Origin of the sequence: Sulfobacillus sp. hq2, assembly GCF_002903155.1 — a bacterium.
GTDB classification, from domain to species: domain Bacteria; phylum Bacillota; class Sulfobacillia; order Sulfobacillales; family Sulfobacillaceae; genus Sulfobacillus; species Sulfobacillus thermotolerans.
Map to the genome: position 1 here is coordinate 1 of NZ_NWUL01000047.1, position 22,966 is coordinate 22,966.

Here is a 22,966-nt window from a genome sequence, read left to right on the forward strand (position 1 = left end):
CTCCGCGTTTGCCATAAATGCGGGCCGAGAACGACGTGGTAATGGCAATCAAGTCCTCCACGAGTTCCTGCTGATCGTCTTTCACCGTGTGCTCCATGACAACAACACGCACGCCAAAGGCGTGCAGGTAACTTTCCAGATAAGTAAACCCGAAGCGTGCCAATCGATCCTGGGATTCCACAGCCACAATGCCCGCTTGGTGTTGCTGAGCAAGATCCAGCAACCGATGGAGTTTCGGAATGCGAATCGCACGCAATGACACGACCGGATACCGTGCCAGAACTTCGCCGCGAGGCTTGTCCTCACCTCCTCGAGCGTCGCTTTCGGTGGATGTTAGTCCAAATTGTGGACACCTCGAATTGAGACAAGATGATACGATAATTCTCCATTGCGGTGAATCCGATGGCCAATCCGTAGGATCCGAACGGATGAAGCAGACGCCGCGTTTAACAACGGCGGCGTCTGCTTGGGATTCTGATGAATGGGGGTAAGTTTTCTACCTTTGGTCCAAGGGCACAAAGGTCCGGTGTTCAGGTCCAGTGTAATCGGCGCGGGGCCGAATAATCCGGTTATGCCGATATTGCTCAAGGATATGAGCTGTCCAACCCGCAATCCGGGACACCGCAAATACCGGGGTAAACAATTCGCTGGGAATCCCCATTAATGCATACACGGAGCCCGAGTAAAAGTCTACATTGGGATATAACGCCTTCTTCGCCTGAATATGCTGGCGCACTGCTTCTAACATGTCATAATAATGTAGATTCTGGGCCTTTTCTCCCAAATCATGAGACAGCCGGCGAAGAATAGTCGCCCGGGGGTCTTCGGTCTTATACACCCGGTGGCCAAAGCCCATAATTTTTTCGCGGTTGGCTAACGCGTGATCCAACCACGGCTTTACATTGTCAACCGTCCCGATCTTCTCAAGCATAACCATGACTTGCTCATTGGCACCGCCATGCAAGGGTCCTTTAAGCGTTCCCACAGCCGACGTCACCGCCGAATACAAGTCCGTCAACGTCGCGGCTGTCACACGCGCCGCAAAGGTTGAAGCATTGAGCTCATGGTCCGCATGAAGCACTAATGCCGTGTTGAAAACGTGCGCATCAAGTGCAGGGGGACGCTTGCCCGTCAGCATATATAAAAAGTTTTCCGCAAGACTTAATTGAGCATCAGGAGCGACCGGATCATGTCCTTGGTGATGCCGCTCAAACGCTGCGACCATGGTCGGCACTTGCGCCACGAGGCGCATAGCCTTACGGTAACTAGCCTCGTAGGAATTGTCATGCGAGTCCGGGTCATAAATGCCTGCGAGGCTCACCGCCGTCCTCAACGCGTCCATGGGATTTGTATTATCGGGCAACGACATCAACAAATCATAGACGGGTTGAGCCAGCGACCGCATTGCTGTCAGGGTCTTGGTAAAGTCTTGCAACTGGGACCGATTAGGTAATTGGCCTTCCCACAAAAGATAGACGACCTCTTCAAAACTCGTCTGTTCCGCCAGGTCTTCGACACTATATCCGCGGTATACCAGACGCCCTTCCTTGCCATCAATGAAGCAAATTTCTGAGGTGCCTGCCACTACATCTTCTAGGCCTTCTTTGAATTCTACATCAGACATGGCTGTTGGCCTCCTTATTTCCAAAATCCTGGCTCAAAAAGGTTTGCGTTCTCTAAAAAATTGACCCCGGCAATTAAATTGTAAGCCGGGGACTCTTTGAAGGCATCCTGACTCAGGCCCGCCTAGCCATACTCGTAATCTTCTGTCAAAACTATGAGGACTTGACCTCGTCTGCTTCGTAGTCCCAGACGTGAACGCCCTCAACTTGCATACCCGTAGGAGGCAATGAGCCCCGCCGCATATGCCGTTTAACTTGATCTAGCACAAATTCTTTCATGCGTGTTTCTTGATCTTGGTCGGATAAAGATGATGGAGCCTTGGGCACATCGACCACTCGCACCACGTAGCGCTCTTTTCGGTAGACGCCTTCAAAAACCGACAATTCCACCGTCCAGTAATCGTTTTGGGCCTTTAATGCCAATACCTCCACTGCCATGGTCATCGCTCCTCGCGTGATCTGAGATTATTCTACAACGTTAGCAAAATAGCCAAAAGACCGTGCCTGCCGCAAATATTCTAGCTTTTGCGGCGTCTAAAGAGAATCCTCTAGGCCCCAAGCCCGCCAAAAAATTCGTTCAATCTCCAAGGCTGCCTGGGTTAGGTCCAGATCTTGGTCTTGGCGAATCCAGACCCCAACCACTTCGGCTAATGCTCCCACCCACGCATGCGATCCAATCACCGCCCGCTCATAGTCTAAGCCGCAGTCCACCAAATCTTTGACGATGAAGGCGCTGAATGCTTCGCGTACGCGCCACATGCGGTCTTCAAACAGTGGGTCAGCCCCTGCCCCTCGCACCAATACCACCTGAGCCAACTCATAATCGCGACGGAAAACCTCAACGGCTGCCTCTAGCGATCTTTTCAGTTTCTCTGCCGGATTATCCACGCCGGCCCGCGCTTTCATAATGTACTCCATCACGTGCGTATAAAGTTGTTCCACCAAAGCGAGAAAACAGTCTTCTTTGCTCGAAAAATATAAATAAAATGTCCCTGTCGCACATTGCGCCTGATCGGCAATGGCGCGAATGGTGGCTTGGTGATAGCCATAGTGTCCAAAGATAGCTTGAGCAGCTTTTAACAGCTCCTCTTTGCGTCCATGTTCTTCCACGTGTCTTTTCCCTTTCCTTCGCGACTATTGCTATAATACAAAGTAATACAAGGTAGAGGGAGTCGTCCATTGCTAAGGAATCGTATCCGGCGGGTGCCCGTCACAGTGCGGGGCACCCATTATATCCACGAGTACCTGATTTTGCCCGATGTCTGCGCCGTTATTGCAGAAATTCCTGAGGGCGTGATATTAGTCGAGCAATTTCGCCCCGCGCTCGGTCGAAAAATTTTGGAGTTGCCGGCCGGACGCTTACGTCGCGGCGAAGATCCGGTCCAAGGGGCAAGGCGAGAGTTACAAGAAGAAACAGGTTACCAAGCCGGGGACATGCGCCTGTTATCTCGCTTTTATCCATCGGTCGGCCTGTCGCGGCACAAAGTCCATCTCTATTACACCGTAAACCCTGTACCGGGCCCTACGCACTGGGATGCGACGGAAGAAATTGAGGTCAAAATCATTCCGGTGAGCGAAGTGCCTAATCTCCTGATAGAGGGACGAGCCGCCGATGCCAAAACACATCTTGGTCTGGTGTATTTTCTTAATGCCCGGGGTTGGCTGTTACAACGAGGACGTTGGCGCCCAGCGCAGGAAATCGCCAAACCTCCGCAGTAAAGTGACTCCCCGCCAACGACCTTTTGCGTTAAAATAATAGGGTAAAAATGCGCGGCATTTTTACCCTATTTGTGGGATCTTACACTGGGTGAAAGAGGGATGGAGCAAATGACGTGCGAGCATTGCGGCAGCAATATCAGCCCTGATGGGACCAGTTGTCCTCAGTGTGGTTTTGAAATTCCCAAACCGAGCGCCTCGAAAAAGAGCGCCAAAGTGGTGCCATTTCGTCCGCGCAAAAAGGCGCGCCGTCCGGTACCATCCAAAAAGCGCCCTCCTACTCCCACGTTTTTTTGGTGGTTCATTGCCATTTTAGCGGCGGCCATCATCTTGCCCTATATTGTGCCAATGCATCCGTAACGGCGTTAAACCGCTTCATCTGTCCACTGTGTCCCGTTATGACGCGCCACATGGGGAGCCCCTTGACGGATGGTCCGGATTTGCACGGCTGCACCCCATAATCTTTGCGCGATTTGCGCGAGGGCAAATGGCAATTGGTAGAAGTCAAGTTCTCGACCATCATCGTTATGCCAAAGCGACAGTTCTCCTGTACTCTTGGTGATGTCCTCCATGACGTGGATATAGGGCACGCCCCCGTGTTCAACGTCTTGGATGAGTTGCTGGCGGATTTTTTCTACATCCGCAGCGACAGCGGCATTGCCGGCATCTTTCTCCCGGTAGACCCCGAGTTGTGCCGTTTGCGCGATTTCTGGTGTCAACGCACCTCGAATGAGTCCGACGTCATCCCAAAAATCGCGCGCTTGGAAGACTCCAGCCAATCCTTGCTCGCGGTAAATCGCTTGGTACAGAAGACTGCCCAACACATAGGGATTTAACGTCGGCGGATGCACTTCGAGCAATTTCGCATTTAAAGCGGCCACATCCCACAACCGATCTCCCGTGAGCGCCAGATGGCGCAGAATTCTTGTGTGCCAAAACGTCGCATAACCTTCATTGCTAATTTTGGAAATCTGTTGGGGCCAAAAATACTGGGCTTCGGCCCGTAACATCAAAAGGACCTCGCGCTCCCAGTCCTGCAATACCGGGCTATAACGGGCAACGAATCCAATAACGTCCGCCGGATCCGTGCCCACTACCGGGCTCGCGTTCACAGGTCCCAAAAAGTCGGCCAACACCAAGCCTGCATCAATTAAACTTTCGACGCGTTCGGTCCCATATTCCTGGCGCATGGCTGCCAAATAGCGAGCATGCCGCGCGGTTTGATGCAAAATCAAGCGATTTGTCGGCGCAAACAGGCGCGAATGCCCAAAGAAATCGACGTGGGCCATCACATGGGCTACAATTAACATCGCTTGCGCGGGCGTGCTACTGCGGTCAATAAAGGCAAAATAGGGACGACTGTTAATCACCAACTCATAGATATGCGACAGACGGTAATCATAGGCCGTCTTCAGACGGCCAAAACTTTTGCCGAAACTCCAGTGTGCGTAGCGAATGGGAAGCCCTTGATACGAGGCCAAGGCTTGAATATCTTCTCCGTCTACCAGTTCAAAATGGATGTGGTCGCAACTCAGCCCTAACAACTCCGCAACCGGCCAGACCGTATCCACCAACTCATTAAGCGTGCTGGGCGTGATCATGCGGGCCTCCATCCTTTGCAAAGTAGTACTCGAGCGCGTGGAAAATATCTTCCTTTTGCCGCAATAAGGTCACTCCGATTCCGGACGCCTCCGCGAACGCTTGATAAAGGGGCGAGGGGTTGCGATCGGTATCGTGAATCTCGCCATACCCAAAGAGATTGGTCTCTTGCGCCAACATCCCCCCAATTTCCACCGCCAAAGCATTATCCGACGTCAGATTCCCCCCATCGGTAAAATGAAAGGCATAGCGATTGTAACGGTCGGCCGGATAACGGTCGGCTAAGATATCCAACGCTAAGCGGTATACCGACGACGACACCGTTCCCCCCGAGGAGCCACGGCGGAAAAAATTCTCTTCGTCGACCTCCCGGGCGCGCACATCGTGCGCTAAAAACACAATATCAACGCGCGGGTAATTGCGGCGGAGAAATTCTACCGTCCAAAAGAAGAAGCTTTTGGCCAAATATTTTTCAAACGTCCCCATCGATCCCGATGTATCCATCATCGCCACGACCACAGCGCCGCCTTCTTCTTGCGGCAATTCATCATACCGCCAATAGCGAAAATCCTTAGCAATCAAGGGTGGCGCCGCCTCTTGACGATGGAGGGCACGGCGTTTGAGACTCTCACGCAACGTGGGCCGTCGAACCCATTGGCTTTTAGGCCCGGATGTGGCCCAACTTTGGGGACGATCTTCATATCCATTGCCTAAGGACCGCTTCTGCGGATCCAAATCGGGCAAGCCTAGGCGTTCAAAGACAATGTCGGCAGCGTCCTCGAGCGTAATCGTCGTATCTTCCACATCCATCCCGGGCTCGTGTCCGCCTTCATGGCCCGGTTCCGCATTACTGCGGCCTGGTTGGCCCCCTTGCGCGCTGTCTGCGCCCATTTGGCCGACGCTTTGGGCTTGCTGCCGGTCAAAGCAAATGCGAAATTCACGCAATAGTGGCAAGGGCACATTGATGACCTTGCGGCCATCAGACAACGTAATTTGTTCATCGGAGACCAAGTCCGCCAGATTGGCCTTGACCGCTTCCCGCACCTTTTGGTCATGGCGCCACTGATCGCGATGAACGGCATGATATTGAAAGGCTTCGCCCCACCCAATGCTATATCGACGATCGTTCACCGGTTGAGCAACCCCCCCACATGATGAATGGCTTTGGCCGCGCACCGGGGGCAAAATTGGCCTGAGGCCACCAACACTTCCGCCGCTTGTTCGACACGTTCCAAGGTCTTAGGGTCAGGATTTAAGGACTGAGTGGTAATTTTGACAACGTCACGAAGGTCATCAAAGAGTTTATTCTCTAAGGCTTGTTGGAGCCGTGGGTACTCGCGCAGAGCCAGAGTTTCCCGCCGTGCCTTGGCCAGTTCAATGCGCGCAAAAATTTCTGACCGAAACGCGGGCGCTTGCAAGGCCGAGACACTTAAATGCTCCTCGACCGACCGCATCAGGGTCTCATCGGCGGCTTTATGCTCGCTATAGCGTATCACGTGGTCCAAATAATTGCGGTACAACCGGTCCAATTCGTCGCTCCAGTCGTCGGCGAAAGCGGCCAGCACCGCGTGTTCAATCTCTTGGTCATATAAACTTTTCGCAGTTTGCAACCAGTCTGCCAAATCTGTGCGCAGTGTCCTATCGCCAAAGGGATTTTGGTCCAAGCCCGTGCGCAGCGCCTCAAACACATCGAGGGCATCAATACATTCGCGTCCAGGATCGGCACACAATGCCGCTAACCGGTTAATGACGTAACGGGGGTCGAGTCCCGTCATGCCTTCACCCAAGGCCCGCGCCTCTTGCATCATGGCCACCGTTTCGGGGTCGGACGGCGCTTTGTGATATGTCAGCATCTTGCTTAACCGGTCATGGCCGGGTTTAGGCAATTCTTTCAAGCGCGACAAAATCGCCACGTGGGCGGCGGCTTTGAGGGCGTAGCCGCTTAGGTGAATGGCGGGCTCTTTATAGGGAGCTAACATCTTGTCATAGATTTGGACCTCAGCGGCGGTATTCAAATTGTATGGTACAGGGACGATAAACATCCGCGACAACAGCGCTTCATTGCGGGGATTTTGCAAAAAGGCGCGAAACTCGTGCTCGTTGGTATGGCCAATGACCACTTCATCGGCCGAAATCAACTGGAAACGCCCGGTTTTGACATTGCCTTCCTGACTCAAAGATAACAGCTGGTAGAGAAACTTTTCATCAAGTTTGAGCATCTCTTGAAACTCGACTAGCCCTCGATTCGCAATATTTAATTCCCCATCAAAACGAAACGCCCGGGGATCAGACTCGGCGCCGAATTCCGCTAAGCCTTGAAAGTCGACGGATCCGGTTAAATCCGCAATATCTTGCGACTTCGGGTCCGATGGCGCGTAGGTTCCAATCCCAATGCGGCGCTGTTCGGACAAAACCACCCGTTCAACCGGAACTTGCCCAATATGTCCTTGATAGGTATTTTGCACACGCCATTGACACACCGGACACAAATCGCCTTCTATGGCAACGCCTAACTCCAGCTCCAATTGCGAGCGTTGGCTGGTAGGAATGAGGTGGAGCGGTTCTTCGTGCATCGGACAACCCGCGATACCGAACAAGATGCCCTCAGGGCTCTGTGTAAATGCTTCCAGCCCCCTTTTGAGCAGCGTGACTAGGGTTGATTTGCCGCCACTGACCGGTCCGACCAGCAGCACAATCCGCTTCTTCACTTCAAATCCGCGCGCTGCAGGGCGCAAATATTCCTCCACGAAACTTGTAATCGCGGTGTCAATCCCAAATAAATGGTCAGTAAAAAATGGATAGCGGTGATCGGTACTGCCCGCCCCGTACTGCATGACCATGCGCCACAGGCGCTGGTGGGCATTGTCTGCGACTTCGGGGCGCGCGCGCACAAAATCGAGATATTCACTGAAAGTACCGGACCACTCCCCAAGCGGCAATGGCGCCATGCGTTCTGAGCTTCCTGCATTTTGACCGGACAACAAGGAAATCCCCTCCTCATAGTGGGTGATGGTTCTGTCCTAGTGTCTCCCAATATCGTCCACTTTATCCGTTTGTTGCCAACTCAGCGAAACCAATGATTTTTCTTCATGTAGACCAGCAACACCGCCGTAATTAAAAACATCACGGTCAAGGAATACCAATAGCCATAGTGCCAATGCAGTTCGGGAATATAAAAGTTCATCCCGTATATCGACGCCACGGTAGTTGCCGGTAAGGCCAACACGGAGATAATGGTCAAGAACTTCATGACTTTATTAATTTCATTGGACTGCATGCCTGAATAGGCTTCCACCAAGCCCTCCAAGCCATCACGGTATGATTCAATATCGCTTAGGACTTCTTGGGCCTGGCTATACAAGTCCTCAAAATAGGGCCGGTTGCGCACCGCAACGTAACGGATGTGCTCTTTCAACAACGCATAAATTTTGAGTTCCGGGCGCACGACATTGTAGAGCCAGTACGTTTTTTTGCGCAGTGCCACAATATCCAAGGCTAAATTGCGGTAGGGTTCCTTGAGCAGTCTGGCGTGCAATTTTTCAAATTGGTCGCTGATGTGATGCGTTGCCGTGTAAAAGTGATGAAGGTGGCCGTATAAGAGCCGGTACAGAGCGAAATCAATCCCTTCATCCAGGGATTCATCATGCAAGATATGCTGCCAAGCTTCTTCGACAATCCCGTTATCCCCGTCAAAGTGCGTGGTCACTAAAAAGTTTTGGCCGAGAAATATCCCAATCGGTTTGGTGTGGTCAGGAAAGGTATCTTGCACTGGGTCAGAAATCACCATGACAACCGCGTCTTCTTCAATTAAAAAGCCCGAGCTGCGGCGTCCTCCATGTAAGACGCGCTCCACGGCTAAGGGGTGTGCCGTGTATAAGCGCCGCACCACGCCAGCTAGGTCCGATTCTTCACCTTGGGGGATATCGATCCATAAGGCTTGTGCCTGTTTAGGCCACTGGGTGGTTTCATGGCTATGCTCCTGGTGCTTTCCCACCGACATGTACCGCGGCATCATCCTGGCCTCCTTCCGTCGTCTTGTCTTGGTCAGAATCCCCGATCCCGTCACCATGTATGCCTGGCTGGGAAATGACCCACAATAAGGCCGTTCGATTGTCGGCAACAATGCTTAGACTGCAAAGGAGGATACCATGTCCAGTTCAGGTCCTATTAACTGGACCCCTATGATTGTGGGGTTCGCCGCGGGGTTTCTCTCCCGCCTCATTTCCCTCAGATCCGGCCGGACTCACTATCCCGGCTACCCTTCGGGCTATATCTCGCAAATTGCTTTGGCAGTCATTGCCGCGATGATTGGATCAAGCATCCTCACCTCGCTATTAGGCAAGGAATTCACTGCGGCGACGTTTTTAACACTGGCTGCCACCCAATTTCGCGACGTGCGCAATACCGAACGCAAAACCTTGGAGCAAGAAGAGCATTTGATTTTAGTGTCCCGGGGGGCTGGATATATCGAAGGGATTGCCATTACCTATGAAGCCCGGAACTATTTAGCCATGCTGGTCGCACTCCTAGGTTCGGCGCTCACATTGGCTGGGGGGCTCATGGTGGGCATCATTGGCAGCGTCATCGTCTTGATCATCTCGGAAATCTTCATGTCTGGTAAGCGCGTGGGTGATCTTATCGATGTGCAGCCAGCCAAGATTAGCTTTGACAAAGGGTCACTGCTGTACGCAGGGGACGTCATGATGATGGAAGTAGGACTCCCCCATTCCCGTGAACGTTACGAAAAAGAGGGGCTCGCCGTCGTCTTAACGCCTAAGGACGAACGCGGTCAAGCCATCTTGTGGAACGTCTCGCAGCGTCAAGCTATTACATATGAGGCGGCTGCAGCGGTCGGGGCACAAAAAGATATCGGGTACCCTGAACAAAGCCCGTTGTGCCGGATGGAGATGCCCGCTGGCACGGGAAAAGCCGGCCTATCGATTTTGCCGGTCGACCGCGATATGGCCAAATTGATTAAAGCCATTAAAAACACCCCCGTGCTCGAATCCGATAAATGGAGCAAAATGAGTAGCCCGGTCCTGAAACGGAAGGAGATGTAGACAATGGCTGACGCCCCAACGCCCGTCATGTTTGCGATTGTCACCACTAAAAAGGATTCGGTGACGGGAGGCATGGCTCCCATTTTCATCGCGGAAGATGACCAAGAGCGCGAACGCATCGCCATGTGGATTTCGCGCATTACCAATGCCATCGTGCATGATTTGCACAATGGCACGCTCATTTTAACCGTGAATCAATCCTCGTAGTGGCTCGTGCGGGGCATTTCTGATACCATAAAAAGGTACCCGAGAGGAGCCACGCACTGTCTCATGGAACTTATGGAAGGCCTTTTAACCCGTCGCACCATCCATCTTTTTCGGCCCGGTCCCGTGCCACAGGCCGTGATTGAAGCTATGCTCGAGGCCGCTGTGCAAGCGCCCAATCACCACATGACTCAACCCTGGCGGTTTGTTGTCCTCCAGGGTGACAGTCTTGCCCAATTAGCCCGCATTCGCTACCACGTCGCGTGGCATAAAGCCGTGTCCCAAAATCGTCCGGACCCCGAAAGACTGGCCATGAAAGCCCAAAACGACTATATGGCCGTGCCCGTGATTATCGGCGTCATTCAACAATTGGCTTCGGATCCCCACCGACAAGAAGAAGACTACGCGGCGGTGAGTTGCGCAACGTACGGGATGCTTTTGGCTGCTTGGAGTTTTGGTGTGGGTACCCATTGGGCAACCGGCGGCATTACCCAAGCCCAAGACGCCCGCGCCTTACTTCAGGTACAAGACCATGAGCGTATTACCGGATTTATTCGCGTCGGATATCCGGCGACCGTGCCCGAGGTTCCTCGTGACCCGGCCACCCACCGTACGCTTTGGTTATCATAGCGCGTTAGAAAGGAGCGGCTATGCCTAAAAGTCCCATTTACACCCGAAATGGTGACAACGGAGTTACCCGTCTTAGCACCGGTCAAAAAATCGAGAAACATTCGCAGCGTGTCACGGCGTATGGGACATTATATGAGCTCAACGCCTTTATTGGGCAAGCCCGTGCCCATTTGTCCAACGCCAGACCGGCAAATCCTCCAGCGCCATGGGAAGAACTGGAGCGCTTTTTACATGATTTGCAGCACCGTCTCTTTTTAGTGGGGGCAGACCTCTCCTCCCTTCAAGAGCGGGCCGAAACAGCGAAAACCCCCGCCAGTCTTACGAAACAGTTGGAAGCGTTAGCCGACCTTTTGCGCGACAACACCCCACCCTGGCGGCCTTTTACCATTCCAGAGGGAACGCTCGCGGCCACCAGCTTGTATGTGGCCACCACGGTGTGCCGGCGGGCCGAGCGGGAAATTTGGAGTCTCAACAAAATTGAGCCGGTGGAACACAACGTGATGACCTTTATGAACCGACTCTCCGATGTCCTATTTGCGGCTGGACGTTATGTCAACGCCCAATTAGGTGTCCATGAAGAAGCCACCCGCCAGCCCGATCTCTATTAATAGCCAAAGACGTGGGTATGCCCACGTCTTTGGTTGATTTTGTTTAGCGGTATGACGCCCCCGGTAATTGGCTATACTGCCGATGGCAGGAGGTCATACGTACTATGCTCAAAGCATCAACGACAGTCCACAAAATTATTACCGCCATGATTGTTGTCGCGATCGTATTGCTCGAGACACCAGCGCCTTACGGGCATCAAGGGATTTCTCCGCGCTATTTAAGTGTTGCCCTCGGCGCAGGCCTTATTACCGGCATCCTCGGGGCGTTGGTTGACCGGACGGTCGGCTACCGTCAGGCTTTATTCGAGCGGTTTCTCGTGTGGGGCACCATTACCATGGTGACCGTCTATTTTAGCGGCTTTTTTCTCCCCGGGCTGCACATCTCCACCATCGCCACCGCAATAGCCGCCTTGGCCACGGCCTTGCTCGAAATCTTACTCCCCGCCTCGGCGGCTTAAACCTCAAATAAGGGGAGCGTCCACCGTCCCCGTACTAAGCTAAGCCATAAGAAGGCTAAGCCCAGCCATAACAGGCCCATGAGCCACCAAGGCGCGCCAAACACCATGCCCGCTCCAAATAACACGGAATACCAAGGAATCACGCGCCCGGCCCAAAAGTGAAAACAATGAGTTTCTTTGGCCGCCATGATCGCACTGCCCGCAATCGTTAACGCCCATGCGCCCAATGACCAAAAAGGCCATAGCACTAACCCTAAGACCACCAAACTTCGTACAATCCACCGCCACTGCTTCAGCCACACCAGGAAAGTCCAGCCTGCCACAGCCAGTCCGGCACTGACCAATCCCTGAATCCAAAACATCGCACGCTCGGCCCGCATCAAGGTCGCTACGGCCGCGGCCACCATGGCCAATGCGGTCCATCCCAAACTCATCCGGTACACTTTGTCACGCTTGGCCGGATACGGGGGCATGATAATGCCTGGGGGCGGCGTCAAATGTTTAATCAGTTCCTCGCGTGATATCTTGGCCATCGGTCCACACCCTCTTTGTTTCAATCCGGCGTCCACACCCGGACACCATGGGCAACGCTCGCAGGGCCTGAAGACTCTGCCACGATCCTTGCAGGCGAATCCCGTCCACCCTAAATGCTTTGCCCTGATCATTGCCCACAATCACTGCATGCGGGCCCGGAAAATCGCGCTGCAAAGACTTCAGCTGCCGTTGCCACCATGATACATCTTCTAGGCGTCTGGTGGTACGAATATAAATAGGACCTTGTGCCACCGGCCATTCCATGCCAAATGACTGCACGGCATCCACTTGTTGCAAAGAGGCGTCTTGTTCGGTGTCGAATAAGCTCAGCTGCCCCGTCTTTAGCAATCGTCCCGGTAAACGGCCTAAGGCACCCGAAGCCGAAACTAATTCCGCGATACGAGACTGCGTCACACGGCTAATGCGTTCAAAGGCCTCGGACTTCGACTGAAAGGATTTCCGCTCGCGTTCGGCAATGATGCGCTGAGCCATCTCTGGACTCACTCCGCGAATCAGCGTGAGCCCGGCAACAATTCCTGAAGGCTCGGCCACGAAATCGACATGACTGCGCGTCACGTCCGGCGGCCAAAGCACAATCCCTTGGGATACGGCGCGTTTAGCTTCTTGAGTCAGCTTGTCGACACCAATCGTGGAGAATTCGGCCGCCCAAAATTCCAAGGGATAATGCGCCTTCAAATACGCCATGTAATAACTAAATAACCCATAGGCGGCGGCATGCGATTTGTTAAACCCATAATCCGCAAAGGCCATAATACTGCCCCAAATCTCTCGAATTTCCTGAAGGCTCCACTGTTTGCCTTGCGCTCGCGCAGTAAAGTCGCCTTCCATCTGTGAAAGGGTCGCATGATCTTTTTTGCTAATCGCTCGGCGAAACAAATCCGCCTCAGCCAAGGTATACCCCGCCATGGTCTGCACTAACTGCATTAATTGTTCCTGATAAACCATGACGCCGTACGTGTCATGGCACACGGCCCCAAAAATATCGTGGGGAACGGGTTCTTGCCCGGCCCGCCGCGCCAAGTACGTCCCAATAGCGTCCATGGGACCAGGCCGGTACAGCGCAACGACGTCGATAATCTCCTTGGCATGGCGCGGCTTCATACGCTGCAAGAGTTCGCGCACACCGTGCCCATCCAGTTGAAAGACCGCGTCGGTGTCGCCCCGAGCGAGTAATCCCAATGTCAAGGGGTCCGCCCCATCCACGGTGTTAAAGCCATGCTGGCGGCTGCCTCCTATCCGCACCGCCACACTTAATGCCCGCAAGCCCAGCACATCGAGCTTCAACAGCCCTAGCTTTTCGACCGAGACCATATCCATCTGCGTCACCAAATGGCCGTCCGGTCCTTTGACACATGGCACGAGCTGGGCTAAAGGCCTATCCGACAAGACCACGCCCGCCGCGTGAATCGAGCTATGGCGAGGCAATCCCTCCAAAGCACGGCTCACCCGCCACCAGCGTCCACTTGGTTCAATTGCCAAAGTCCTGGGCTTGAGGTCCCCGGCAATCTCCTCTAAGCGCAGCCCCGGCGTTTGGGGAACGTTTGCCATGACAGCATTCACCTGCGCGGCAGGAATCTGTAGCACCCGCGCCACATCCCTTAAGACAGCACGCGCCCCCAGCGTGCCATAGGTGCCGATTTGCGCCACGCGGTCTGTTCCCCAACGCTGGCGGAGATATTCAATGAGCTGATAGCGCTTGGTAAAATCAACGTCCAAATCGATATCGGGCAACGTCCGTCGATGAGGATTTAAAAACCGCTCGAATAACAGACCGTGTTCTATGGGATCGATACTGGTAATGCCTAAGCACCGCGCCACAAGACTGCCGGCAGCCGAGCCGCGCCCCGGTCCCGTCAAGATCCCATGCGTACGCGCATACTGCACCAAATCTGCCACGATAAGAAAATAGGAAGCATAGCCCATAGAGACAATGATGTTCAGTTCGTGCTGCAAACGCGCCTCATAGGGTTCTTTGGGCGTAGGGTTCCAGGCATCCAGTCCCATTTTGGCTTGATAGACCAATTGCTCTTGGTCCTGGCTTGGGGTTTCCAAGAAAACAGGCAAACGCGCCCGTTCTTGGGGCAACACAGACGGCGGCAGTTCCTGAAACAACAAGGGCCGCCACTCGACAGGATAGGGCGCTAAAACGCTCTGGGGAGAAGACGCGGAGCACGCACCGGGTTGGGGTAGATGCTCGCCCATGTGCATCAAAATCTGGTACGCATCTTCTTCTCTGGCGTGATAGCGGACGGGACACGCGGGAATCCACGGTAATCCATGAGACGCCTGCTCGGGCCGGAGTTCTTCTACTAATCCGCCAAATTTCAAGGCCGTCACCGCCGGCCATAGGCGTTGGTCTTCATAACTGGCGGCCGGCAGCACCAAGAGCAAATGGGGACTAGCCAGGCGATCTAGTTCAGTGGGCACGCCTTCTTGGACCATGGTGCACAGAAGCTGCCATCCGTCAGGGCTTTGGGCATAGAGCATCACATGCAGGTCCGGAGCCAGTGCCACGGTCATACCCAACCATGTTGCCATGTCCAAATGCGCAGCGCGGCGGCTGAACAATTCAGCCGCCGCTAGAGACTGGAAATCCGCCAGCCCCACCGTGCGGTAGCCCAACCGCTTGAGCTCCGCCAATCCTTTATCGATATCCCAACTGGACCGCAATAACGAATACGCGGACCAAATGTTCAGCAGCGGGAAAGACTCCATAGCCTACAACCGCTGAATCTTTTCACGCTTGCGTAGCGTCTTATCCAATGTGGCTTTGCGTAGTCGAACCGATTTCGGTGTAATTTCGACCAACTCATCCGACTTCACATACTCTAGCGCCACATCCAAGGTGAGGGGTCTGGGAGGACTGAGATGGACTCCTTCATCAGACGTCGAGCTCCGCATATTGGTCACGTGCTTCTTTTTGCAGACGTTGAGCTCCAAATCAGTCGGACGGCTATTCTCACCCACGACCATGCCAGCATAAACGGGAGTCCCTGGCCCCACAAACAAAATTCCGCGCTGTTGGGCATTGTCCAAGGCATACGATGTCGTCACGCCAGCCTCGATGGCAACGAGCGCTCCACGAGGCGCTTCTTCGATCGGGCCAGAATACGGCTGATAGCCTTCAAACAAATGATTCATGATCCCATAGCCGCGCGTCTGGTTGACAAAGGCCGTGCGAAACCCTAACAACCCCCGAGCTGGAATAATAAATTCTAAACGGGTCTGGCTCGGCCCGGCTTGGCCCATATGCAACATTTCCGCCTTGCGGGGCCCTAACAATTCCATCACCGGTCCTACGTACTCATCGGGCACGTCCAGATACAAATGCTCAATGGGTTCCATAAGTCCTTCAGGCGTCTGGTGCATGATGACTTCCGGTTTCGAGACTTCCATTTCATACCCTTCACGGCGCATCTGCTCCAACAAAATGCCTAAATGGAGTTCACCACGTCCAGACACCCGAAACACTTCCGCATCCTCAGTCTCTTCCACGCGCAAGGCCACATTGCGCTCTTGTTCACGCATCAAGCGGTCGCGCAGATGCCGTGACGTGACGTACTGGCCTTCTTGTCCGGCGAAGGGACTGGTATTGACGCCAATTAAGATGGTGAGAGTAGGCTCATCCACCACAATCGGCGGGAGCGGTGCTGGGTTATCCGGATCGGTAATGGTTTCTCCAATGTTGACATCAGGAATTCCAGCCAGCGTCACGATATCGCCCATCCGTGCCGATTCCAACTCTATGCGTTTGAGCCCTAAACGGCCAAATATTTTGCTGAGCCGCGCCCGCCTGACCGCGCCATCATGGTCCACCACACCGACGGTTTGATTCAGCGATACTTGCCCTTGGGTGATGCGTCCAATCGCCATCCGTCCCAAATAATCATCGTGATCTAACGTGGTGACCAAAATTTGCAAGGGGGCGGTGTCATCCCCCACGGGAAACGGAATTTCTTGCACAATCGTATCAAACAGCGGTTTAAGGGATCCATCGGGCAAAATCACCGGTTCGAGAGACGCAATTCCCTGTTTGGCTGACGCGTAGAGCACCGGGAATTCCAATTGCTCATCAGTGGCTTCCAAATCAATAAACAATTCTAAGACCTGGTCAATGACTTCATGGGGCCTAGCCCCCTCCCGGTCCATCTTATTCAACACCACAATCGGCTTAATCCCAGCTTTGAGCGCTTTTTGCAGCACATAACGGGTTTGGGGCATCGGCCCTTCATTGGCATCGACCACCAATAACGCTCCATCCACCATGCTTAGAATCCGCTCGACCTCGCCGCCAAAGTCAGCGTGCCCAGGTGTGTCGACAATGTTAATGGTGATGTCTTCATATTTAATGGCCGTCGTTTTCGACAAAATGGTAATCCCGCGTTCCCGTTCGAGGTCATTCGAATCCATCACGCGGTCGGTCATTTGACTCGGGTCCCGAAAAATTCCACTTTGCCGCAACATGGCATCGACCAAGGTCGTCTTTCCATGGTCCACGTGGGCAATAATGGCTATATTGCGTATATCTCGCCGTTCCAACTTGCTAAGCCCTCCTGATCGAATGCTTTGGACGCCTGTAGAATCTAGAGGCTTTCCACAATTTCACGAAATCGTCGTCCGCGTTCCTCAAAGTTGTTGAACATATCATAACTAGCTGACGCCGGCGACAGCAAAACCGTATCTCCTGGTTTGGCCACGCGGCGCGCTTCCCGTATCGCATCGTCAAACGTCGCGGCACGAATAACTGCTATTGTACTATAACGAGCCACAGCTTGCGCAATTTTCTCCTGCGTTTGCCCTAACACCACCACGTGATGCACGGTACTGTGCGCAATCGCCTGCCCAAGCGCATCATAATCCAGATGCTTGTCATAACCGCCCGCAATCAGCACGAGCGGACTCGATAACGCTTTTAATGCCGCCATGGTGCGGTCGGGGGCTGTGGCAATCGAGTCATTAATATACAAAATGTTATCATGTTCGCGCACTTTTTCCAAACGGTGTGGCACCCCTGAAAAACCCGCAATGGTGTCGGCCAGCGCTTGACTATCTCCGCCCGCCATTTTTACGGTGGCCACGGCGGCCAAAACATTAAGCACATTATGCGCACCGGGTAAGCGCACCTGGTCTACGGCCACAATGGGTTGCACCTGCCCATGGACATCGCGGTACATGATCGTATCATTATCAATGAAGCTTCCGGTTTGTTGGTGATCCTGGAATGCAAAGAACACCAACTGGCCCGCATATTGCGTAAGCAGCGGGGTAACGGCCGGATCGTGATAAGGAACGACCGTCCATCCATTTGGACCCTGAAAACGGAAAATGTGCGATTTAGCGGCCCCATACGCTTGCATCGACTCGTGGATATCTAAATGGTTAGGAGACAGATTTAAAAAGGCCGCGCCATGTGGACTATGCTCCACCAATTCGAGTTGAAAACTTGATAGTTCCATCACAACCCAACTCTGGGGAGTAATCTGCGCCAAATCCCCTAAAAGGGAGCGTCCAATATTGCCACCCACAAACACCGGATGACGTCCATCGGTCTTCAGCGCTTCACCTACCAGGGTCGTTGTGGTCGTCTTTCCTGCAGAACCGGTAATGCCGATAACAGGGGCGGGACACTGCGCCAAAAATAGGTCCGTTTCGCAAGTGATGCGAGCGCCTTGGGCACGCAAAGCCTCGATCGGAGCAAGCGTCTTCTTCATACCCGGTGTGAGATAGACGACATCAGGATGCTCTGCTTGAGCCAGACGGTCTAAGTAATCGGGTCCAGCATACAAGGCCTGGGGTTCGCCTAAATGACGCTCTGCAATCGTACGAGCTAGCTCCTCCGCGGGCTTTTTGTCCGCCACTACGACCTTATAGCCATGCTCCTGCAAAAATGGGAGGAGGGGCTGGTTATTGATTCCCAGCCCCACCACCGCGGCGACAGGTTGTCGGCTCATCGAGCCTCCTCCAACAATGCCGCCATACGGTCGAGCCCTGTTTCGATCCGTTCCATGGATGTGGCATAAGACATCCGGAAATAATTGGGCATACCAAACCCAGACCCTGGCACGACGGCAACATCGGCCAGTTCTAGCCAAGCCAGCGCCAAGTCGTCGGCATTTTGCACCAAACGCCCGCGAATCGTTTCGCCAACCCAGCCTTCCATGTTTACCCATACATAAAAGGCTCCTTGGGGGGTGGCTACGCTCAGCTTGGGCATCGTGTTTAGGCGTCCAACAATATAACGCCGCCGTCTGTCAAATTCCCGCTGCATCACCGTCACGGCTTCTTGCGGCCCGGTCAAGGCTTCCAATGCCGCATACTGGGAAATCGTGGAGGGATTGGAGGTAGACTGCGACTGCAACGAGGACATCGCTTTGATAATATGTTTGGGACCCGCGGCATAACCAATACGCCAGCCGGTCATGGCATACGATTTGGAGACTCCGTTAATCAAAATCGTCCGGTCTTTCATTCCATCAAATTTGGCGATTGAGGCATGCACCGCATCATCATAAATCAATCGGTTGTAGATTTCATCGGAAATCACCCACAAATCATGATCGATGACAAAACGGGCAATATCCTCCAAGACGGACGGGCGAATGACGGCTCCTGAGGGGTTGCTCGGCGAATTTAGAATCAATCCCTTAGAACGCGACGTCACAGCCGCGGCTAGGTCATCGACCCGCAATTCGCCTTCGTGCGAGGGCGCAATGGGCACATACTCGACGGTTCCTTCCGCCAACGTAATTTGTTCGGGATAGGTGACCCAATAAGGGACTGGCAGAAGCACCCCATCTTGTGGGTTGATGAGGGCCATGGTGGCGTTGTAAAGAGAATGTTTGGCGCCAACCGATACCAAGATTTCTTCATTGGTGTATTGCACGCCGGTATCAGCATAAATCCGCTCACAAATGGCCGATTTTAATGCTTCAATCCCACCGACCGCAGTATAACGCGTATGACCGTGATTAATCGCCTTGATGCCGGCATCGCGGATATTTTCTGGCGTATCGAAATCGGGTTCGCCTGCGCCGAAGTTCACCACATCCCGCCCTTGCGCTAATAACGCCTTGGCCTTGGAGTCAATGGCCATTGTCGGTGACGGTTTCAATTCCTGAACCCGCTTTGATAAAGATACTGCACTCACTATGACTGCCTCCTCCACAACGTCCCTTGAGCATTAACGCTCCTTTATAGCGTACGATCAAAAAGCTGATCATTCCATAAATCTTGCAACAGCTGCCGCAATTGATCCGTGACGAGCGAAATGATGTCGTCGCCTTTGGCGCGGGTTGCAGGCCGACCATCTCCCGTCGTCGCGTGCCGGAGACTTTTGTCAGTCAAGCCTGGACCTTTCATCCGGTAGCGAGCGCGAAAGGGATTAAACGATGCATCTTCCATGTGAACGAGGTCCGGCCGAATCGCCAACATCACGGAGGTTTCATCCTCCCCCGCATGACCTTGGCCAGTCGTGATCGTCAAGATTTGCTCACGGTAGTCCAACCACCAGTTCACCAAGATGACCGTCACTTGCTCGGCGGCAATGGCTTCCATTGCCTGTTGCAGGGCGGAGATATTCCCCCCATGGCCATTAAGTAAAATGAGGTGTTTAATGCCCCAATTTGCCGCCCCAATCCCAATCTCTTCGACATAACGGCGAAAGGTATCGGCCGATACAGAAATCGTGCCGGGCCACTCGGCTAATTCCTGCGTATGTCCGTATGGCACAGGCGGGAGAATTAACACCCGGTCCGGAAATTCGGATTCGATGCGCTCCGCAAAATGCCATGGCGCCATGTTATCTGTCCCTAGGGGACAGTGTTGTCCATGAGCCTCTACGCTGCCGGTCGGAAGGATTGCCGTCGTGATACGGCCAATGGTATCACGAAAATGTTTCGTCGTTAAATTGTCCCAATACATATCCTTCTGCCTTTCTCTGATCATGCGGACCCTGCCTGGCAATGGGAACTTGGCGGCTATTCGGTGGACGCGGCCGTCTGTGTTTTTTTCTCTACGAGACCTCTTTCACGCGCCATCTGGCTCACTACAGCGCCGATAGCCCCGGTTTCCTTGGAAGACAATCCGCCCCAGCCCAGTTCTTCCACTTTCGTGATAAGGTCCAGCTTGCGAGCCGCTTCCCACTTTAGAGCCATTCGCTCTGCGGCCCGTGGATCAATGCGAGACTCTTTTTTCAGTTTACCAGGTTGGTCGGCGCTACGGGATCCTTTTGGCATGAGATTCCCTGCCTTTCTTAATATATGTCAACGAGTCACTAGCTGAGCTTACGCTCAGGCATCCCCCTTTTGGGCGCCGTAATCCGTCGGTTTCCTCATATTTTGGCATTAGACACGTCTGGAACCCTAGGGTCGTACTGCGCTCGCTTAGGATTAGACACTCTTGCCATGGTGCTATGCTTTGTATTCGAGTCTTTAAATAAATGGAATGAAGCCTCATCCGTGCCCCTTTCCTAGCGATTCGTATATAGATGATTTTGCCAGTTTGCCCCATAAACAGCCCTATTCATACGTCAAAACTTACGACGCCTCCATGCTTCCACCTAAGAAGCCTTTAAGCATTGCGGCAGCCCATGGGCTTAGGCTGCTTAGATAGCGTAAGCTATCCTTCGTCTTGGTTCCCTCAGAAGCCCCCTCCACCGTTTAAAAGATTTTTGGTGCCATCCACAACGCGGCCACAATTAAAATTCCTCCCATGATCCCGGCTTGCACACGTTCAGGAACTTTTTGGACAAACCGTGCCATTGTATAGCCCGATATCATGGACACACCGCCTAACAGTACGGCCGGCCCCCACGCTATCTCAGAACGCCAGACGTAAGCGCCCACGCCACTGGCAGCCGAAACCGCCATAATGACAATCGCGGTCCCCACGGCCGTTCGCAGAGGCATCCCCAGTCCATAAATGAGCACGAGGAGATAGAGCACACCGCCAGAAGCGCCAATCAGACCCGTGACGGTGCCAACCGCTAAACCTGCCGCCAATACCCCCAGTGCCTGCCCACCTCGCCTCGTGGGACGCTCTTTTTGGCCTTGCGCCCCGGGTTCAGGCATCAGTGGAATGTTACGCCACCCGTGCTGCAAAAAATTGACGCCCATGAATAAGAGGGCAACCACAAAAATCGCCGTAAGCCACCAGGTGGGTAGGACATGAGAAAGCATAGCCCCAAGCTGCGGGCCCAAAATGGCCCCTCCTAAAAGCGGCCACGCATTGCCAAGATCGACCGCGCGGTTTCTCGCATAACCTACGGCTACCATGATCGATGTCAAGACATCGACTGCTAGGCTCGATCCGACAGCCATACGCACGGGCGTATGCCAAACTTGTGTCAAAAAAGGCACGACAATGACAAAGGCACTGCCGCCCGAAAATCCAGTCAGCGCCCCCGTCAAGATGCCTACCACGCTCAGCAAAAGCCATTGCGCGAACATCGTCTCACCTCGTTGCTTTGCCTTTCTCTACTATACAACGAGGATATGAACTTAACGGGCTGTCATGGCAATCACCATGCCGATATACAGGACGTAAAAGAGGCCTGCTGCAATCAGTTCGGAGACCATAAGAGGACCTTGCCGACTTCTCAACCAAATCCATAACGCCGCAAGCCATGTGACAATGCCCGTCAGCAATTCGAGCGCATCGAGGTGCCATGGTGTAAGTCCAATGCCTAACGCGGGCACAACACTGGACTGAAAGGCCATGGCCCCCGTGACATTGCCAACGGCCAACGTATCCTTATGCCGGCGAATCCAAATCACACTGTTGAGCACTTCAGGCAACTCCGTGGCCACGGGCGTCACAATTACCGCCAGCAAAAAAGCAGACAGATGAATAATTCCTGTCATCCCATCAAGGGCTGTCACAAAAAAATGCGCACCAATAATCAACCCCAATAGTGCCAAGACGACCTGCAATAGCGCTAACCAGAGCGGGGGATCAGGCCGGGTCGACAAGCGTAAACCTTGACTCGGATGAGACGCAGGGCCTTTCGCCTCACCGCCTCCTTTAACCAAGGCCACAGCATGAAAGGCGTAAAGTCCTAAAAGTCCTACGGCGAGATATGGATGCCACGGGCCAGGCAAAAGGCTGGCGACAATCGCCAGCCCGAATGCGACCAGAAAAAAGGCTAAGTCAGCCGTCATATGACTGCCATTTTCGACCGTTAACGACTGACGTCCTGCCCACAAAAGGCCCGCCCCAATCACCAAAAATCCCACCGTGGACAACATAAAAGGAGCCCCTAAAATCGCGCCCAACCCAATTGAGTTTTCGCTGGTCCCTTGTCCAAACAATATGGCGATAACAGGGACTAAGGTCTCTGGCAACGCGGTCCCCAATGCCGCCAATAATGAGCCAACGGCTCCTTCATCCAAATGAAGGCGAAACCCAACCCACTCAATGCCGTTCGTAAAATAGTCGGCGGATAAAACAATTAGGACCATGCCACTCAGCGTAATAAGCAATAACGACATCAATACGTCCCCCGTGTCCCAGCCAGT

Annotated in this window: 24 protein-coding genes; 7 read left to right on the plus strand and 17 right to left on the minus strand. The window is 53.5% G+C overall.

The features are described from left to right. From CO251_RS17255 to CO251_RS13530, 4 genes are all read right to left on the minus strand, one after another. On the minus strand, positions 1–262 hold a 262-nt coding region (locus tag CO251_RS17255), incomplete at its 3' end, for a recombinase family protein (RefSeq protein ID WP_158246354.1). 234 nt (positions 263–496) lie between these two features. Then, a complete protein-coding gene (locus CO251_RS13520; RefSeq protein ID WP_103376353.1) occupies positions 497–1,624 on the minus strand; it encodes a citrate synthase in 1,128 nt (375 codons plus the stop codon). A 151-nt stretch (positions 1,625–1,775) separates the two neighbouring features. Next, entirely contained in the window at positions 1,776–2,060 is a 285-nt protein-coding gene (locus CO251_RS13525) for a hypothetical protein (protein ID WP_103376354.1), read from the minus strand. A 96-nt stretch (positions 2,061–2,156) separates the two neighbouring features. Then, positions 2,157–2,732 carry a TetR/AcrR family transcriptional regulator gene (locus CO251_RS13530; RefSeq protein WP_103376355.1) on the minus strand — a complete coding sequence of 192 codons (576 nt, stop codon included), beginning with the start codon at positions 2,730–2,732 and terminating at the stop codon, positions 2,157–2,159. A 69-nt stretch (positions 2,733–2,801) separates the two neighbouring features. Here CO251_RS13530 and CO251_RS13535 point away from each other — a divergent pair, with 69 nt between their 5' ends. Further along, positions 2,802–3,341 carry an NUDIX hydrolase gene (locus CO251_RS13535; RefSeq protein WP_242968612.1) on the plus strand — a complete coding sequence of 180 codons (540 nt, stop codon included), beginning with the start codon at positions 2,802–2,804 and terminating at the stop codon, positions 3,339–3,341. Positions 3,342–3,440: 99 nt separating this feature from the next. Then, positions 3,441–3,698 (plus strand): hypothetical protein, encoded by a 258-nt coding sequence (locus tag CO251_RS13540; protein WP_146039086.1) that lies wholly within the window; start codon positions 3,441–3,443, stop codon positions 3,696–3,698. Between the two features lie 5 nt (positions 3,699–3,703). On the opposite strand, the gene CO251_RS13545 is transcribed toward CO251_RS13540, so the two are convergent. The 4 genes from CO251_RS13545 to CO251_RS13560 all read right to left on the minus strand — a co-directional run bounded on the left by CO251_RS13545 (position 3,704) and on the right by CO251_RS13560 (position 8,952). Next, entirely contained in the window at positions 3,704–4,939 is a 1,236-nt protein-coding gene (locus tag CO251_RS13545) for a SpoVR family protein (RefSeq protein ID WP_158246355.1), read from the minus strand. Then, positions 4,917–6,068, minus strand: coding sequence for a DUF444 family protein (locus CO251_RS13550; protein ID WP_242968613.1), 1,152 nt, complete (start codon positions 6,066–6,068; stop codon positions 4,917–4,919). Before CO251_RS13550 ends, CO251_RS13545 begins: the two co-directional genes overlap by 23 nt. After that, positions 6,065–7,921 carry a protein prkA gene (locus CO251_RS13555; protein WP_369825284.1) on the minus strand — a complete coding sequence of 619 codons (1,857 nt, stop codon included), beginning with the start codon at positions 7,919–7,921 and terminating at the stop codon, positions 6,065–6,067. The genes CO251_RS13550 and CO251_RS13555 overlap by 4 nt, the downstream gene beginning before the upstream one ends. Positions 7,922–8,001: 80 nt before the next feature. Next, positions 8,002–8,952, minus strand: a complete 951-nt coding sequence (locus CO251_RS13560) for a magnesium transporter CorA family protein (RefSeq protein ID WP_242968614.1) — start codon at positions 8,950–8,952, stop codon at positions 8,002–8,004. Positions 8,953–9,085: 133 nt separating this feature from the next. Here CO251_RS13560 and CO251_RS13565 point away from each other — a divergent pair, with 133 nt between their 5' ends. The 5 genes from CO251_RS13565 to CO251_RS13585 all read left to right on the plus strand — a co-directional run bounded on the left by CO251_RS13565 (position 9,086) and on the right by CO251_RS13585 (position 11,897). Further along, entirely contained in the window at positions 9,086–9,997 is a 912-nt protein-coding gene (locus CO251_RS13565) for a YIEGIA family protein (RefSeq protein ID WP_103376360.1), read from the plus strand. 3 nt (positions 9,998–10,000) lie between these two features. After that, on the plus strand, positions 10,001–10,204 hold the full coding sequence (locus CO251_RS13570) for a hypothetical protein (protein ID WP_103376361.1): 204 nt from the start codon (positions 10,001–10,003) through the stop codon (positions 10,202–10,204). A 63-nt stretch (positions 10,205–10,267) separates the two neighbouring features. Beyond that, positions 10,268–10,831 carry a nitroreductase gene (locus CO251_RS13575; protein ID WP_103376362.1) on the plus strand — a complete coding sequence of 188 codons (564 nt, stop codon included), beginning with the start codon at positions 10,268–10,270 and terminating at the stop codon, positions 10,829–10,831. 20 nt (positions 10,832–10,851) lie between these two features. Further along, positions 10,852–11,439 carry a cob(I)yrinic acid a,c-diamide adenosyltransferase gene (locus tag CO251_RS13580; protein ID WP_103376363.1) on the plus strand — a complete coding sequence of 196 codons (588 nt, stop codon included), beginning with the start codon at positions 10,852–10,854 and terminating at the stop codon, positions 11,437–11,439. Between the two features lie 104 nt (positions 11,440–11,543). After that, a complete protein-coding gene (locus tag CO251_RS13585; protein WP_103376364.1) occupies positions 11,544–11,897 on the plus strand; it encodes a hypothetical protein in 354 nt (117 codons plus the stop codon). Here the strand turns inward: CO251_RS13585 and CO251_RS13590 are convergent. The 9 genes from CO251_RS13590 to CO251_RS13630 all read right to left on the minus strand — a co-directional run bounded on the left by CO251_RS13590 (position 11,894) and on the right by CO251_RS13630 (position 22,939). Then, entirely contained in the window at positions 11,894–12,430 is a 537-nt protein-coding gene (locus tag CO251_RS13590) for a hypothetical protein (RefSeq protein WP_103376365.1), read from the minus strand. The genes CO251_RS13585 and CO251_RS13590 overlap by 4 nt on opposite strands. Next, entirely contained in the window at positions 12,399–15,167 is a 2,769-nt protein-coding gene (gene dnaE, locus CO251_RS13595) for a DNA polymerase III subunit alpha (RefSeq protein WP_103376366.1), read from the minus strand. The genes CO251_RS13590 and dnaE overlap by 32 nt, the downstream gene beginning before the upstream one ends. 3 nt (positions 15,168–15,170) lie before the next feature. Further along, on the minus strand, positions 15,171–16,991 hold the full coding sequence (gene typA, locus CO251_RS13600; protein WP_103376367.1) for a translational GTPase TypA: 1,821 nt from the start codon (positions 16,989–16,991) through the stop codon (positions 15,171–15,173). A gap of 44 nt (positions 16,992–17,035) precedes the next feature. After that, the gene (gene murD, locus CO251_RS13605) at positions 17,036–18,403 is read right to left on the minus strand and encodes a UDP-N-acetylmuramoyl-L-alanine--D-glutamate ligase (RefSeq protein ID WP_103376368.1); all 1,368 of its coding nucleotides are present in this window, start codon (positions 18,401–18,403) and stop codon (positions 17,036–17,038) included. Further along, on the minus strand, positions 18,400–19,599 hold the full coding sequence (locus CO251_RS13610) for a pyridoxal phosphate-dependent aminotransferase (protein ID WP_369825285.1): 1,200 nt from the start codon (positions 19,597–19,599) through the stop codon (positions 18,400–18,402). Before CO251_RS13610 ends, murD begins: the two co-directional genes overlap by 4 nt. A gap of 44 nt (positions 19,600–19,643) precedes the next feature. Continuing rightward, on the minus strand, positions 19,644–20,372 hold the full coding sequence (locus CO251_RS13615) for a creatininase family protein (protein WP_103376369.1): 729 nt from the start codon (positions 20,370–20,372) through the stop codon (positions 19,644–19,646). 56 nt (positions 20,373–20,428) lie between these two features. Continuing rightward, positions 20,429–20,686 carry a spore protein gene (locus CO251_RS13620; RefSeq protein ID WP_103376370.1) on the minus strand — a complete coding sequence of 86 codons (258 nt, stop codon included), beginning with the start codon at positions 20,684–20,686 and terminating at the stop codon, positions 20,429–20,431. 423 nt (positions 20,687–21,109) lie between these two features. After that, positions 21,110–21,898: a sulfite exporter TauE/SafE family protein gene (locus tag CO251_RS13625; RefSeq protein ID WP_103376371.1), complete on the minus strand. Its 789-nt coding sequence runs from the start codon at positions 21,896–21,898 to the stop codon at positions 21,110–21,112. Between the two features lie 51 nt (positions 21,899–21,949). Next, positions 21,950–22,939, minus strand: coding sequence for a sodium:calcium antiporter (locus CO251_RS13630; protein ID WP_103376372.1), 990 nt, complete (start codon positions 22,937–22,939; stop codon positions 21,950–21,952). Positions 22,940–22,966 lie beyond the last annotated feature (27 nt).